A 15,470-nucleotide genomic window follows, 5' to 3' on the forward strand; every position below is an offset into this window, starting at 1 on the left:
ATGGCATTTGAAGGGCTCACCGAAAAACTGAATGCGACATTCAAAAAGCTCCGGGGCAAAGGACGCCTGTCGGAAAACGACGTCCGGGAGGCCATGCGGGAAGTCCGTCTGGCCCTACTGGAAGCAGATGTAGGGTACAAGGTCGTCAAGGACTTTGTCGCAACCGTCACAGAACGCGCCATCGGTTCTGATGTGCTGGACAGCCTGACCCCCGCCCAGCAGGTCATCAAGATCGTCAACGAAGAGTTGACCAACCTGATGGGCGGCGGCACCGCCAAGCTGACCATGGCCAACAACGGCCCCACCGTGGTGATGATGGTGGGCCTGCAGGGCGCCGGTAAAACCACCACCACCGCCAAGCTGGGCGGTCTCATGCGCCGCCAGTACGGCAAGCGTCCCCTTCTCGCGGCCTGCGATGTATACCGTCCCGCCGCCATTGAGCAGTTGAAGGTGGTGGGCGGCCAGTTGGAGCTGCCGGTATTTGAGCAGGGCCAGGGCGATCCCGTGGAGATTGCGAAAAACGCTATCCGTCACGCCCGGGACCACGGCAGCGACATGGTATTTCTGGATACCGCCGGCCGACTCCATGTGGACGAAACGCTGATGGACGAGCTCAAACGCATGAAGGCGGCGGTTCACCCCAATGAGATTTTGCTGGTGGTGGACGCCATGACCGGTCAGGACGCGGTCAACGCCGCCAGCGCTTTCGACGAGGCGTTGGGAATCGACGGTGTTGTGCTCACCAAGTTGGACGGCGATGCCCGGGGCGGCGCTGCCCTTACTATTCGAGCAGCTACCGGAAAGCCCATCAAGTTCGTGGGTACCGGCGAAAAGCTGGACATGATCGAGCCCTTCCATCCGGACCGTATGGCATCCCGGATTCTGGGCATGGGCGATATGCTCTCCTTTATCGAAAAAGCCCAGCAGAATTACGACGCCAAACAAGCCGCTAAACTGGAAGAAAAGCTGCGCAAGAACCGCTTCACGCTGGAGGATTATTATGAGCAGATCCGCCAGATCCGCGGCATGGGCGACCTGAGCCAGCTGGCTGGCATGATGCCCGGCGGCCTCGGAAAGCAGCTCTCCAGCGCCAATGTGGACGAGAAGACCTTGGCCCGTACCGAGGCCATCATCCTCTCCATGACCCCGCTGGAACGGGAAAATCCCCAGATCCTCAACGCCAGCCGAAAGAAGCGCATTGCCGCTGGCTGCGGATTGGAAGTTGTGGATGTCAATCGCCTGCTCAAGCAGTTTGAGGTCATCCAGCAGCTGACCAAGCAGCTCACCAAGGGCGGCAGGATGCCCCGGATGGGCGGAGGCGGCCGGGGTCCCATGTTCGGCTTTGGTCGGAAAAAGCGCATGAAATAACGGATATAGATGCTCTCGCATTTATAGATACAACAAATATTGATATTTTTTTGGAGGTAACAAACATGGTTAAGATCAGACTGCGCCGTATGGGCGCCAAGAAGGCTCCCTTCTATCGTGTCGTTGTCGCCGACTCCCGTTTCCCCCGGGATGGCCGCTTTATTGAGGAGCTGGGCACCTACAATCCCTGCGTGGCTCCCGCCGAGATCAAGATCGACACCGAGCGCGCTCAGGCCTGGATCAAGTCCGGCGCTCAGCCCACCGACACCGTCAGAGCTCTGCTGAAAAAAGTAGAAGTCCTCTGATCCGGAGGGCGGAGCATGAAAGACTTGCTGCTCTACATCGCCAGAAACCTCGTGGATGATCCCGATGCCGTCTCCGTCACGGAGGTGCAGGGCGATCAGGAGCTGACGTTGGAGCTGCGTGTCGCCCCCGACGACATGGGCAAGGTCATCGGCCGTCAGGGTCGCATCGCAAAGGAGATCCGGACTGTCATCCGCTCCTATGCCCAGCGTACCGGCGTGAAGGTTTCCGTCGATATTGTTGATTGAAAAAGAAGCGGCGCAATGCGCCGCTTCTTTTCATCTCCCATGGGCCTTCCCCGTTGCCTCCCCTTCCCCGCCATGTTATAATAAGAGCGTTTGCAAGGGGAGCTCTCTACGACTGGCACACTTCCCGACTGCGGTCCTCTTGTCCGACCCCTCCGCTTGTCTCACCATGAATCTTCTTTAAAGGAGCAATCCTATGAAATTGGAAACCATCAAGATCGGCCGCATCGTCAATGCCCACGGCATCCGGGGCGAAGTGCGGGTGCAGCCCCGGGATCTGGACCCCAACCTTCTCACCCGGTTCGACACCTTCCTGCTGGACGGCCAGCCGGTCAAGCCCTCCGCCAACCATGTCCACAAGAGCGTAGTGCTGATGAAATTCCCTGGCGTGGACGACATGAACGCCGCACTGGACCTGAAAGGCAAAGACCTTTATATCCGCCGTGCCGACGCCCATCTCCCCGAGGGCACCTACTTTGACGATGAGCTGCTGGGTCTGCAGGTCTATGATGCCGACAGCGACGAATGTCTGGGGGAATTAGTACGGGTAGAGCAGTACCCGGCCCACCGGGTCTACACCGTCCGGGGAACTCATGAATACCTGATTCCCGCCGTGCCGGATGTCTTCATTAAATCTGTGGACCTGGACGCCAACCGGATGGAAGTCCACACACTGGAAGGGATGGCCACCGATGCAGATTGATATTTTGACCCTCTTCCCGGAGTCCATCGATGCCATGCTCAATGTCAGCATCCTGGGCCGAGCCCAGGAGCGTGGACACATCGCCATCCGCACCCACCAGATCCGCCAGTACACCACCAACAAGCAGATGCAGGTGGATGACTACCCCTATGGCGGCGGCCGGGGCGCCGTCATGCAGGCGGACCCCCTGTACCGCTGCTGGGCTCATGTAGTGGAGACCTACGGCCCCGGCCGGACCATTTTCATGTCCCCCTGCGGCCGCACCTTCACCCAGGAGGTGGCACGGGAGCTGAAAGACCACTACGACCACCTGATTCTGGTCTGCGGCCACTACGAAGGTGTGGACCAGCGGTTTTTGGATGAATGCGTGGACGAGGAACTGTCCATGGGAGATTTCGTCCTCACCGGCGGAGAGATTCCCGCCATGGCAGTGACTGACGCAGTATGCCGTATGGTGCCCGGCGTACTGCCGGACCCGGAATGCTTTCAGGAGGAATCCCACTGGAACGGATTGCTGGAGTACCCTCAATACTCCCGTCCTGCCGTCTGGCATGACCGGGCAGTGCCGGAGATCTTACTCTCCGGCGATCACGGCAAGGTAGCCGCCTGGCGGAAGAAAGAGAGCTACAAGCGCACCATGCTCCGCCGACCGGACCTGTTCGCCCAGTTTGACGAAAGCCAGCTCACCACCAAGGCGGAGAAAAAGATTCTGGCGGAAGCCAAGGCGGAAGCTGCCCAGATCCGGATGGAACAGGCAGCCGTGCCTTCCCAGACAGCGTCGGATGCTTCCACCTCCTCAGAAAACGAGTAACTGCAAAAGCGGGGCCATTTGGGCCCTGCTTTTTTCTTACAATTATTTCTTTATATTTAATCGATTTCTACAAGTTTTCCGTTTTTAAACAGAAGTTATTGACAGAAAAGTCAAAGGGCGCTATCATCAGATGTAACGGCGGGCCTCAGAAGGGCCGCCCAATGGCCTGAGAAAAAGGAGGACTCTCCATGGAGCATCAAATCCATCGGATCGGCGTATTGACCAGCGGCGGCGATGCCCCCGGCATGAACGCGGCCGTGCGCGCCGTGGTGCGGACCGCAATGGACTGCGGTATTGAGTGCGTGGGTATTCGGCGCGGCTGGAATGGTCTGATCAACAGTGATTTCGTACAGCTGGACGCATCCAGCGTCAGTCATATCATCGATAAGGGCGGTACGGTACTCTACACTGCCCGCAGTGAGGAATTCATGACCGAGCCGGGCCGAGCCAAGGCACTTTCCACCTGCAAACTGCTGGGGCTGGACGGTATTGTGGCCATCGGCGGTGACGGCACCTTCCGGGGTGCTCTGGCGCTTAGCCGTCAGGCAGCCTCCAGCGGATACGGCAGCCTCCGGGTGGTGGGCATCCCCGCTACCATCGACAACGACATCGGCTGCTCCCACTACACCATCGGTTTTGACACTGCCTGCAACACCGCAGTGGAATGCATCGATAAGCTGCGGGACACCATGCAGTCTCACGAGCGCTGTTCCGTGGTGGAGGTCATGGGCCGCCATGCCGGTCATCTGGCATTATACGTGGGCATTGCCGTTGGCGCGACCGCAGTGCTGATTCCCGAGCGCGAGGTGGATTTTGAGGCCGAGATCGTGGAGAAGATCCGCCGTGCCCGGCTGGCCGGCACCACCCACTACATGGTGGTGGTGGCAGAGGGCGCCGGCAGTGCCGCCGACATCGGCCGCCGCATCCATGAGGAGCTGGGCCTGGACCCCCGGGTGACCGTGCTGGGCCACATCCAGCGGGGCGGTTCCCCCTCCGCCCGGGACCGGGAGACCGCCAGCCGCATGGGCTACGAAGCGGTAATGGCCCTGACGAGCGGCAAAGGCAACTGCGTGATCGCCACCAAGGACGGCCGCATCGTGGATCTGGACATGGAGGAGGCTTTGCAGATGAAAAAGCCCTTCCCCATGGAGCGCTATCAAATTCTGGAGGCCTTAACTCTAAGCGGCAGCAGTCGGGAATAAGCGCACCGGCAGTAAGTACATCAAAAAAGAGGAGGGACGCTTCTGCGTCCCTCCTCTTTTGGTTTTTTGGATGTATTTACTCCGCCGTGGAATATTCGCCGTCCCACAGGATACGCCGGTACTTCTCCGGATCAGTGTCACCCTCCGTGGAGAACATCAGCACCTGGCTGAACCGGTCCAGCTCCAGATGCTCCCGCAGATCCCGATAGGTATCATCCTCCATGATGGCGGAAATCAGACCCATGCCAACGGCACCGGACTCGCCGGAGACCACAGACGGGTCGCCCTTCACCGGCATGCCCAGCATCCGCATGCCCCGGGCACTGACCCAGTCGGGGCAGGAGACGAACGCAGAGACATGGTTGCGTAGGATATCCCAGGAGAGGATATTGGGCTCGCCGCAGGCAAGACCTGCCATAATGGTGGTCAGGTCCCCGTCCACGATGCGGGGTTCCCCGTCTCCCGCCACGGCGCCCCGGTACAGGCAGTCCGCAGCCTTGGCCTCCATCACCACAAACTTGGGCGGGTTATTGGGATAGAGGTTGGTGAAGTAGCCCACCACAGCGCCGGCCAGAGAACCGACACCCGCCTGCACGAACACATGGGTGGGGCGGTTGACCTCCAGCTGCCGCAGCTGCTCGGCAGCCTCGTTGGCCATGGTACCATAGCCCTGCATGATCCAGGCGGGAATCTCCTCATAACCGGCCCAGGCGGTGTCCTGCACCACGACGCCGTGCTTGGTCTCAGCGGCTTCGGCGGCGGCCATACGGACGCAATCATCGTAATTGACCTCTTCGATGGTGACCTTGGCGCCCTCCTTGGCAATATTGTCAAAGCGGGACTTGGCACTGCCCTTGGGCATATGCACCACTGCCTTCTGCCCCAGCTTATTGGCCGCCCAAGCCACGCCGCGGCCATGGTTGCCGTCAGTGGCGGTGAAGAAGGTCGCCTGTCCGAATTCCTGGCGGAAGGCCTCGCTGGTGAGGTAATCGTAGGTCATCTCCCCCACGTCCCGGCCCATCTGCTGGGCAATGTAGCGGGCCATGGCAAAGGAACCACCCAAAACCTTGAAGGCGTTCAGACCAAAACGGTAGGATTCATCCTTAACAAACAGGCTGCCCAGGCCCAGGTGCTTGGCCATACCGTCCAAGCGGGCCAGCGGCGTGATGGAATACTGCGGAAAGCTGCGGTGGAAGGAACGCGCTTTCGCCACATTCTCAAGGGACATGATGGAAAGCTGCCGGTCGTCGCTCCGGGGCATCTGATTTGGGGTCCACTGGATCGTCTCTCGCATGTCGCTCACCTTTCTCCCAATTTAAAAAATTTTTTAGCTGTTCAAACTTTTTGTTTGTTTAGACCATCATATCACACCAAGAGGTGAAGTCAAGGCCTTTTTGGAATTTTTCCGGTTCTGTTTCAAACATGGCTTGACAAATACCCTAAGGGGGTATATACTCCAACCATCAAGATAAATACCCCCCAGGGGTAACTGATAGACCAAGGAGGCTCCCATGCGAGAGGAAAAATACGACATCACCGGCATGCACTGCGCTGCATGCAGCGCCTCGGTGGAGCGGGTCACCCGGAAGCTGCCGGGCGTGGATCGCAGTGACGTGAACCTGACCACCGGCATCATGACCATTGCCTATGACGAAGCACAGGTCACGCCGGAACAGATCATCGCCAAGGTGGAGAAAGCAGGCTTTGGTGCCGCGCTTCACGCCGAACATAAAGAAGTCACCGCCCAGGATCTCAAAGACGCCGAAGCAGCGGAACTGCGCCGGAAAAAATATGAACTGATCACGGCGGCCATCTTCTCCGTGGCGCTGCTCTACGTATCTATGGGACAGATGCTGCCCTTCGGCCTGCCGCCTCTGCCCCTGCCGGATCTCTTTTCCATGCACACCCATCCGGTGAACTTCGCTGTCTTGCAGCTGCTGCTGACCATTCCGGTGCTCTACTGCGGGCGCCGCTTCTACACCAGCGGCTTCCAGGCATTGTTCCACGGCAATCCCAACATGGACTCTCTGGTAGCCATCGGCTCTGCCTGCTCCTTTGCATACAGCGTGGTCATGACCTTTTTGATCTCCGACGCCCCTCACACCTACGTTCACAACCTCTATTATGAATCCGCCGCCGTGGTGCTGACCCTGGTGTCTCTGGGCAAGTTCCTGGAGAGCCGGAACATGCAGAAGACCAAGGGCGCCATCACCGCGCTGATGCAGCTCTCTCCGGACACTGCTATTCTGGCGGACTCCGGCCGGGAGGTTCCCACCAGTCAGCTCAAGACCGGTGATGTGGTGCTGGTAAAGCCCGGTGCCCGTATCCCCGCCGACGGTACCGTCACCCAGGGAGAGAGCAGCGTCAACGAGGCCATGCTCACCGGTGAGAGCCTGCCGGTGGAAAAGGCAGTGGGCAGCGAGGTCATTGGCGGCAGCGTCAATCAAAGCGGCGTACTCTACGTCCAGGTGACCCGCACCGGTGAGGACACCACCCTCTCCCGCATCATCCGCTTTGTGGAGGACGCCCAGGGTAAAAAGGCCCCCATCTCCAAAACCGCCGACAAGGTGGCGGGCGTCTTCGTTCCCACAGTCATGGGCATTGCGCTGCTGGCGGCAGCGGCCTGGGCCATTGCCGGGCAGCCCTTCTCCTTTGTTCTGCGGGTGTTCACCTCCGTGCTGGTGATCGCCTGCCCCTGCGCTCTGGGACTGGCTACCCCCACCGCCATCATGGTGGGCACCGGACTGGGTGCCCGGCACGGGATTTTGATCCGCTCCGGCGAAATCCTGGAAATCACCCACAGCGTGGACACCGTAGTACTGGATAAAACCGGCACCGTCACGGAGGGCACCCCCGCCGTCACGGAGGTCCTCCCCTTCCAGTGCCCCCGGGAGACCCTGCTTGCCACCGCCGCGGCAGTGGAGGCCGTCTCTGCCCACCCGTTGGCTCAGGCTATCACTGGCTATGCTAAGACCCAGGGCTTTGACACTGCTGTCCGTCCGGCATCCTTTGAAACGCTCTCCGGCCGGGGCATCCGGGCCGTACTGGAAGACGGAACGGTTCTGGCGGGCAACCGACGGCTGCTGGAAGAAGCCGGCGTAGATATCACCCCTCTGGAGACGCAGGCACAGACCCTGGCGTCTCGGGGACAAACGCCCATGTACTTTGCGAAAAACGGCATCCTGCTGGGACTCATTTCCGTGGCGGACCCGGTGAAGGAAACCAGCGCCGCTGCCATCGCCCGGATGAAATCCCAGGGCATCCGCACGGTGCTCCTCACCGGCGACAACCGGGCCGCGGCAAAACACATCGCCTCTCTGGTGGGAGTGGACACCGTCATCGCCGAGGTGCTGCCGGAGGAAAAGGCCGGCGTGGTGCAGGACTTGCAAAAGCAGGGACGGACCGTTATGATGGTGGGTGACGGCATCAACGACGCCCCCGCTCTCACTACCGCCGATGTGGGCTGTGCCATCGGCAGTGGCAGTGATATTGCCATCGAGTCCGCCGACATCGTGCTGATGCGTTCGGATCTGGAGGATGTATCCCGTGCCATCCGCCTCAGCCGCCTGACGCTGCGGGATATCAAACAGAACCTGTTCTGGGCCTTCTGCTACAACACCATTGGCATCCCCATTGCGGCAGGCGTACTGTATCTTCTGGGTGGCCCCCTGCTCTCCCCCATGTTCGCGGGAGCAGCCATGTCTCTCAGCTCCGTGTGCGTGGTGGGCAACGCCCTGCGGCTGGGCCGGGCCAAGCTGTAATCCGCCATCTTCATTCAATTCAGAAATGTGAGGAAACTGCCATGGAACATAAGGAATGTACTGCTCCGGCGGAGTGCTGCCGCCACAAGCACCGGGAACCTGCGGAATACGATGCCCTGATCAAGCGCCTTAACCGGATCGAAGGTCAGGTCCGGGGCGTCCGGGGCATGGTGGAACGGGAGGCCTACTGCACGGATATCCTGACCCAGGTCTCCGCCATCCAGGCCGCACTCAACGCTTTTTCCCGGGAACTGCTGGCCAACCACATCCACACCTGTGTGGTACAGGACATTCAGGCCGGTAAACTGGAAGTGGTGGACGATCTGGTGTCCACCATCCAGAAGATGATGAAATAAACCAGTTTTGTGGTTTGATTTAATAAGGAGGAATCCAAAGATGACTACCATTCAAGTCCCTGATATGATGTGCGAAAACTGCGTCAAGCGCATCACCAACGCCCTCACTGCCGCCCAGTTGAAGTTCCAGGTGGACCTGGCCGGCAAAACCGTGACCATCGACGGCTGTGACAACTGCGTCAAGACCGCCGTCAGCGAGCTGGAGGATCTGGGTTTCACTCCGAAAGTGGGGTAAATGTTCTGAAATCCGCCGCTTTTCCAGAAAATAGCCGCTGTGCCTGATCGTTTGGGTGCAGTGGTTATTTTTTGTTGCTGCTGTTATTTTTTTGTTACTTTTTTGTAGTAGATTTACAGATACTTCCAGTCGCTTTTCGCAATTTTAAGTCAAAAGTGGGGGGTACATCCCTAAAACACCAGCTCAAACTTGACAAAAGTGGGATTCAGGTGTATACTAAGCCCAGTTTTTCAGCCGGTAACAAAAGTTACAAGTTTTGTTTTCCCCTCCTGCACCTGTGGTGGCAGGCAGAGAAAAACGGGCCGGAGAACTTCAATTAGGAGGTATTCATGTTCAACACAAACGACCTACGGAAAAAGCTGCATGTGCTTTGGAATCGCCACTGCCTGACAGTCTTTACCTTGGTAGCTGTGGTGGGCACCAGCTACGCGGCTATGAATCATGCCGACGCACTGTATATCCTCACCGGCGTGGAGGATTCCGCCATCGTACTGGATGACGAAGCCGACACGACGGACCTGTCCTCTCAGTTGGTGTTTCTCTCCAGCAACAGCACGGGGTACGACGTGACGCTGACCGCCGGCCAGCGGGCACAGATCACGTACAACGGCACCGTCCTCACCGCCGAGACCCGGGAAGAAACGGTCTCCGCGCTGCTCGATCGTCTGGAAATCCATCCCAGCCCCCTGGAGATGGTTGCGGTGGATTTCTCTGATGACGGCGTGGAGCTGACGGTGGCATCCGAGCTGACCTATTACGACCGCGTCACGGAACCTGAGGCGCACAAGACCATCCGGCGGACCAATCCCTATCTGGCCAAGGGCACTGAGAAAGTAGTCCAGCCCGGTGCCGACGGCACCCGCACCTCGGTGTACGAGGTAGTGTGGTCCGGCGGTGAACAGGTCTCCCGCCAGTTCGTGGAAGAACTGGACGGCACTGCAGTGGATGAGATTGTGGAAGTGGGCACTGCGGTGTCCAGCGTCTCTTCCACCGACCGCATTTCCAAGGTGGTCAAAAACGCGGACGGCAGCGGTTATCTCGCCTTCCAGTCCGGCGCTACCATGCCCTTCTCCGCTGCCAAGTCCATGACCGCTACTGCTTATACTGCAGGACACGGCGGCGCGGATACCTGCACCGCCACCGGCACCACCGTTGGTGTGGGCACCGTGGCTGTGGACAAGAGCGTTATTCCCCTGGGTACCCGGATGTATATCGTCACCAACGACGGTTCCGTGGTTTACGGCATGGCCGTTGCATCGGATACGGGCGTTCGCGGCAACACGGTGGATCTCTATTACAACACCTATCAGCAGTGCATCAATTTTGGACGGCGCAGCTGCACCGTCTATCTCCTGCCGTAAGGCAGAAAACACCCCGGCAGTCCATCAAGGACTGCCGGGGTGTTTGTTTTCCTGGCGCTTCCGCAGCGTGAAAAACGTCTTGGGGCTCCGGCTCTCCGCCGGGCCTTTGGTCGGCGTCTCCGGTGCGTACGCTCCTGATCCAAAATTTTTGCGGTATTTTGCAGCTGCCTCTGCCTTTTCAAATCCCGCCGGATCTGCTATACTACCGTTGTATCATGCATTGACGGAAAGGCGGAACACCATGAATCTCTGCGACTACGATTCCATCCGGGAGCTGCTGGCACGCCACGGCTTCCATTTTTCCAAATCCATGGGCCAAAACTTCCTCATTGATCCCGCTGTGCCTGCGGCCATTGCGGATGCCTCCGGGGCGGACGCGGACTGCGGCGTGCTGGAGATCGGCCCCGGCATCGGGCCGCTGACGGCAGAACTGGCTGCCCGGGCAGGCCGGGTGGTTTCGGTGGAACTGGACAAGGCGCTGCTGCCTGTACTGGCAGAGACCATGGCTCCCTACCAAAATGTAGAGATCGTCCCCGGGGACGTCATGAAGCTGGACCTTTCCAAGCTGGCGGAGGAGAAATTTGCCGGGCTGAAACCCATCGTATGCGCCAACCTCCCCTATAACATCACTACCCCTGTACTGACAAAACTGGTGGAGACTCCCTGCTTTGAGCGCATCACCGTCATGATCCAAAAGGAAGTGGCCCAGCGGCTGTGTGCGGCTCAGGGTTCTGCGGACGGCGGAGCCTTTTCCCTGTTTTTGCAGTACTACATGGAAACGGAACTGCTCTTTGATGTACCGCGGGAAAAGTTTCTGCCCGCTCCCAAGGTGACCTCTGCTGTGATTCGCTGCGTACGGCGCAGCCGTCCCGCCGTGGAGGTGGAGGACGAGACCTTTTTCTTCCGCTGCGTGCGGGCCGCGTTCGTCCTGCGGCGGAAAACTCTGGCCAACAGTCTGGCCGCCGGACTGAAGGGATTTGACAAGACCGCCATCCAATCTGCCATCGAGCAGGGCGGCTGGAGTCCCAGTGTCCGTGGCGAGCAGCTGACCCTCTCCGACTTTGCCCGGCTGGCCCAGCTGCTGCGTCCTCTCCAATCCTGATCAGTTTCCCTTGCGTTTTGCGGGAATCTTCCGTATAGTAATAGTCAAGTTCATTCTGCCATGGCATTTTTCATAGCAGCCAGCAAAAAAGGAGGAATTTCAGATGTCCACGAAAGCATACTACCCCAGATGTGAGATTGGTCCGGGCAAAACCGGTTTTTCCAGAACCCGCTCCATCATCGAAGCGCCGTTTTACGGCAACAACGTGGTAAAAGTCAATTCCCTGCGGGAGGCATATGATCTGGCGAAAAACTCCCCCGGCACCATCGTCACCGATATGCCGGTCTACCGGGGTGAGGAATTCGGCCTGGAACCGGACGCCAAGGTGCTGCTGTTCAACGACGGCTCCATCACCGGCCGCTATGCCCCTGCCCGCCGCATCGCCGGTAAGCCCGGTGTACAGTGCGACAAGCTGGACAAGATCGTTATGGACGCCGTGTACGACACCCGCTGGAAGACGATGTACCACGCGGAGGTCTTTATCGGCCTGGACCCGGAGTTCATGGTCAAGGCCCATCTGCTGATCCCCGAGGGTGAGGAAAACCTCCTGTACAACTGGATGCTCAACTTCCAGTATCAGTCTGATGAATATGTGAAGATGTACAAGGGCTCCAAGCCCGTGGGCAACGGCAGCGAGCCGGACATCTACATCTTCTCCGATCCTCAGTGGACCGGCGCGCCGGGCCAGGAGGACGTGTGCGACCCCAAGTGCCTGTGCTACTTCAACACGGAGACCAACTGCGCCGCCATTCTGGGCATGCGCTACTTCGGTGAGCACAAGAAAGGCACGCTGACCCTGGCCTGGGCCATCGCCAACCGCAACGGCTACGCCTCCTGCCACGGCGGCCAGAAGGAGTATACCCTGGACGACGGCAGCAAATTCGTCGCGGCGGTGTTCGGCCTCTCCGGCTCCGGCAAGTCCACCCTGACCCACGCCAAGCACGGCGGCAAGTATCCTGCCATCAAGGTCCTCCACGACGACGCCTTCATCATCAATACAGAGAGCTGCGCCTCCATCGCTCTGGAGCCCACCTACTTCGACAAGACCTCCGACTACCCTGTAAACGCGCCGGACAACAAGTACCTCCTGACGGTGCAGAACTGCTCCGCCACGCTGGATGAGGACGGCAAAGTGGTCTGCGTCACCGAGGATGTCCGCAACGGCAACGGCCGGGCCATCAAGTCCAAGCTGTGGTCCCCCAACCGGGTGGATAAGATCGACTCCCCCGTCAATGCCATCTTCTGGATCATGAAGGACCCCACCATCCCCCCCATTGTCAAGCTCAAGGGCGCCTCTCTGGCCTCCGTCATGGGCGCGACTCTGGCTACCAAGCGCTCTTCCGCTGAGCGGCTCAAGGAGGGCGTGGACCCCAATGCCCTGGTGGTGGAACCCTACGCCAACCCCTTCCGCACCTATCCCCTGGTGAACGACTACGAGAAGTTCAAGAAGCTGGTGGCGGAGAAGAACGTGGCCTGCTATATCATCAACACCGGCGACTTCATGGGCAAGAAGGTCCAGAAGGAGGACACCCTGGGCATTCTGGAATCCGTTGTGGAGGGCAAAGCCCAGTTCAAGCCCTGGGGCCCCTTCGAGGACATTGAGGTCCTGGAGTGGGAGGGCTTTGTACCGGACCTGAGCGACAAGGCGTATGTTGCCCAGCTCAAGGCCCGGATGACCGACCGCCTCAACTATGTGGAGGGTCTGGAAACCGCAGAAGGCGGCTTCAACAAGCTTCCCGCCGATGCCGCCGACGCCATCCGCAAGGTGGTGGACGAGGCCAACAGTCTGTAACCTTCATTTCCCCCTGAAAGCAGAGCTTCCAGGGGGAAATTTTTATTGCGCTGACGACCTCCGCGTGTTACGATGAAAAAAAGAGGAAAGGCGGATTGTCCATGGAGTTTTGGAAAAAGCCTCTCTGGCGGGTACCGCTGGTATTGGCAGGTACCGGAACCGTGTGCAGTATTCTCTCCTTCCTGATGGCTTTCGCCTGGGGCCGCATCCAGATCGCCCGGGGTCCGGATCCGGTCACCGGCGTCTATCACCTCTCCACAGGGTATTTGTCGGTTCTCTCGGCAGTCCTGGCCTTCGTCCTGTTCTGGCTGGCCGGATGGCGCTTTGTCCGCGGTATGGAGCGCAGGCAGATCTTCTACTCCGCAACCATCATGGTGGTCTGGCACGCCATCCTGCTGGCCTGGGAACAGATCAGCCAGGCCATGGGCGGATACTCCCTCTGGGTCTATTACCTCTATGACACCACAGAAGCCTCCTCCTGGGCCTCCCAACTGCTGTTCCGCCTCTTCGATCAGGTGTCCTGGCCGCTGGCCGTTCCAGCCCTGTTTACGCCGTATCTCTACATCCTGCTTGGGAAATCCAAAGCCGCTCCCTGACGGGAGCGGCTTTGCCGTGTTTTCTTTTACGTCCGGTCCGGGAACTTCTTGCACAGCTTGTCCAGCTCGTCCAGAAGGGCCCGCATATCCGCCTTGGAGAAATGAGCTGCCACCTCAGCGGTGTCGTCTCCGTCCATGGTGTTGGGCAGGAAGAAGGACACCTCCACCAAAAAGCCCTCTCCCTCTGCCTGGGCCGTAAGAGTGAAGTAGGGCTCGGTAAAGCTGCTCTCATACCGGTCCCGGATGCCGGCATCCAGCACCTTGAGTCCGGCGGTCATCTCCTGCAGTTCGTAGGTCAAAAGGCAGCTGTTGGAATCCTTGGTGATGTCGCCGTCCTCGTCCACATAGGTGGCCCGGAGGATCAGCCAGTTCCGGTCATCGCTGGTGGGGTCACCGCCGTCGGCGGGGAGTTCATAATTGAATACGTCCAGTTTCAGGCTGTTGTTTTCGCCTTGAAAAAGCATAGGGAGATCTCCTTTCGATTTTAGCGTAATGGCCGCTTAGTCGTTGTGGTGTTCGGCATAAAATGCATCGTAGTCCTTCAGCATCACCTGCAGCAGCGCCGGGGTGTCCAGGCCATAGGGACAGCGGGACTTGCAGGCATTGCAGTGGACGCACTCCTCGATCTTGTGCATCTTGGCGTACCACTCATCGCTCATATAGGGCTGATAGGGGGACCGGCGCAGCAGTGCGCTCATCCGGGCCGCCTGGGGAATGTCGATCCCGGCAGTGCAGGGCAAGCAGTAGCCGCAGCTGCGGCAAAAGTTGCCTGCCAGCTCCTTGCGGTCCTTGTCGATAATCGCCTGGATCTCCGGGGTCACGTGAGGATTCCGGGCTGTCAATTCCAGCCACTGATCCAGCTCCTCCTCCCGCTGAATGCCCCAGATGGGCACCACGTTGGGATACTCCTGCATGAAGGCATAACAAGCCTCTGCGTTGTTCAACAGTCCGCCGGAGAGGCCCTTCATGGCGATGAAGCCCATATCCGCTGCTTTGCACTGCTCCACGATCTCCAGATCCTGGGGCGCCGCCAGATGGCAGAAGGGGAACTGAAGCGTCTCAAAATTCCCGGAATCAATGGCGGCGTGGGCCACCTTCAGCCGGTGGTTGGTGATGCCGATGTGGCGGATGTAGCCCTTCTGCTTGGCCTCCAGCGCCGCTGCAAACGGGCCGTCCGGGTCCTCCGGGTCCGGCAGCTCAGCCGGGTTATGGAACTGAAAGAGGTCGATATAATCCGTCCGCAGACGGCGCAGGCTCTCCTCAATATGGGCCTGGACTGTTTTTTTGTCGCTTCCGCCGCTCTTTGTAGAGATGATGACCTCCTGACGAACGTCGTGAAGTGCATCTCCCAATTTTTCCTCACTGTCTGTATAGGCATTGGCGGTGTCAAAATAATTGATGCCGGATTCATATGCTCTTCGAACCAGTTTCACAGCATCATCATGGCTGATGCGCTGGATGGGCAGCGCGCCAAACGCAGTCTTGCTCACGTACAGCTCTGTGCGGCCCAGCCTGATCTTATCCATGTTGCTCCTCCTGCTTTCTGCTGCCGCTGCGCGGCACGGTTTTTCTTTATTTTACCACAGGCGCTGCTGTTTGCAAAGCGGTGCCGACCATGATATAATGAATAAAAAT

General features: G+C 59.0%; 16 protein-coding genes. 13 read left to right on the forward strand and 3 right to left on the reverse strand.

Annotated features, from left to right (window positions below; genetic code table 11):
- From ffh to QZL67_RS11385, 6 genes are all read left to right on the forward strand, one after another.
- Complete coding sequence (gene ffh, locus QZL67_RS11360) at positions 1–1,368, forward strand: signal recognition particle protein (RefSeq protein WP_022290837.1); 1,368 nt, start codon at positions 1–3, stop codon at positions 1,366–1,368.
- 65 nt (positions 1,369–1,433) lie between these two features.
- Positions 1,434–1,673 (forward strand): 30S ribosomal protein S16, encoded by a 240-nt coding sequence (gene rpsP, locus QZL67_RS11365; protein ID WP_022290838.1) that lies wholly within the window; start codon positions 1,434–1,436, stop codon positions 1,671–1,673.
- Positions 1,674–1,688: 15 nt separating this feature from the next.
- A complete protein-coding gene (locus QZL67_RS11370; protein ID WP_022290839.1) occupies positions 1,689–1,919 on the forward strand; it encodes a KH domain-containing protein in 231 nt (76 codons plus the stop codon).
- Positions 1,920–2,112: 193 nt separating this feature from the next.
- A complete protein-coding gene (rimM, locus tag QZL67_RS11375) occupies positions 2,113–2,619 on the forward strand; it encodes a ribosome maturation factor RimM (protein WP_022290840.1) in 507 nt (168 codons plus the stop codon).
- Positions 2,609–3,430, forward strand: coding sequence for a tRNA (guanosine(37)-N1)-methyltransferase TrmD (trmD, locus tag QZL67_RS11380; protein ID WP_022290841.1), 822 nt, complete (start codon positions 2,609–2,611; stop codon positions 3,428–3,430). Before rimM ends, trmD begins: the two co-directional genes overlap by 11 nt.
- Positions 3,431–3,618: 188 nt before the next feature.
- The gene (locus QZL67_RS11385; RefSeq protein ID WP_022290842.1) at positions 3,619–4,632 is read left to right on the forward strand and encodes an ATP-dependent 6-phosphofructokinase; all 1,014 of its coding nucleotides are present in this window, start codon (positions 3,619–3,621) and stop codon (positions 4,630–4,632) included.
- Between the two features lie 76 nt (positions 4,633–4,708).
- On the opposite strand, the gene dpaL is transcribed toward QZL67_RS11385, so the two are convergent.
- Positions 4,709–5,926 carry a diaminopropionate ammonia-lyase gene (gene dpaL / locus QZL67_RS11390; protein ID WP_022290843.1) on the reverse strand — a complete coding sequence of 406 codons (1,218 nt, stop codon included), beginning with the start codon at positions 5,924–5,926 and terminating at the stop codon, positions 4,709–4,711.
- A 217-nt stretch (positions 5,927–6,143) separates the two neighbouring features.
- Between dpaL and QZL67_RS11395 the strand changes: the two genes are divergently transcribed.
- The 7 genes from QZL67_RS11395 to QZL67_RS11425 all read left to right on the forward strand — a co-directional run bounded on the left by QZL67_RS11395 (position 6,144) and on the right by QZL67_RS11425 (position 13,835).
- Positions 6,144–8,393 (forward strand): cation-translocating P-type ATPase, encoded by a 2,250-nt coding sequence (locus QZL67_RS11395; protein ID WP_022290844.1) that lies wholly within the window; start codon positions 6,144–6,146, stop codon positions 8,391–8,393.
- Between the two features lie 41 nt (positions 8,394–8,434).
- Positions 8,435–8,749, forward strand: a complete 315-nt coding sequence (locus QZL67_RS11400) for a metal-sensing transcriptional repressor (RefSeq protein WP_022290845.1) — start codon at positions 8,435–8,437, stop codon at positions 8,747–8,749.
- Between the two features lie 40 nt (positions 8,750–8,789).
- Complete coding sequence (locus QZL67_RS11405) at positions 8,790–8,984, forward strand: heavy-metal-associated domain-containing protein (RefSeq protein ID WP_022290846.1); 195 nt, start codon at positions 8,790–8,792, stop codon at positions 8,982–8,984.
- A gap of 329 nt (positions 8,985–9,313) precedes the next feature.
- Positions 9,314–10,345, forward strand: a complete 1,032-nt coding sequence (locus QZL67_RS11410) for a G5 domain-containing protein (protein WP_022290847.1) — start codon at positions 9,314–9,316, stop codon at positions 10,343–10,345.
- Between the two features lie 241 nt (positions 10,346–10,586).
- Positions 10,587–11,447: a 16S rRNA (adenine(1518)-N(6)/adenine(1519)-N(6))-dimethyltransferase RsmA gene (gene rsmA / locus QZL67_RS11415; protein WP_022290848.1), complete on the forward strand. Its 861-nt coding sequence runs from the start codon at positions 10,587–10,589 to the stop codon at positions 11,445–11,447.
- 103 nt (positions 11,448–11,550) lie between these two features.
- A complete protein-coding gene (locus QZL67_RS11420) occupies positions 11,551–13,239 on the forward strand; it encodes a phosphoenolpyruvate carboxykinase (ATP) (protein WP_022290849.1) in 1,689 nt (562 codons plus the stop codon).
- A gap of 101 nt (positions 13,240–13,340) precedes the next feature.
- Positions 13,341–13,835, forward strand: coding sequence for a hypothetical protein (locus tag QZL67_RS11425; protein WP_022290850.1), 495 nt, complete (start codon positions 13,341–13,343; stop codon positions 13,833–13,835).
- 26 nt (positions 13,836–13,861) lie between these two features.
- On the opposite strand, the gene QZL67_RS11430 is transcribed toward QZL67_RS11425, so the two are convergent.
- Positions 13,862–14,299 (reverse strand): hypothetical protein, encoded by a 438-nt coding sequence (locus QZL67_RS11430; RefSeq protein ID WP_022290851.1) that lies wholly within the window; start codon positions 14,297–14,299, stop codon positions 13,862–13,864.
- A gap of 36 nt (positions 14,300–14,335) precedes the next feature.
- Positions 14,336–15,361 carry an aldo/keto reductase gene (locus QZL67_RS11435; RefSeq protein ID WP_022290852.1) on the reverse strand — a complete coding sequence of 342 codons (1,026 nt, stop codon included), beginning with the start codon at positions 15,359–15,361 and terminating at the stop codon, positions 14,336–14,338.
- Positions 15,362–15,470: the final 109 nt, after the last annotated feature.

Source organism: Oscillibacter sp. CAG:155, assembly GCA_000436875.1.
Classification (GTDB): Bacteria; Bacillota; Clostridia; order Oscillospirales; family Oscillospiraceae; genus Oscillibacter.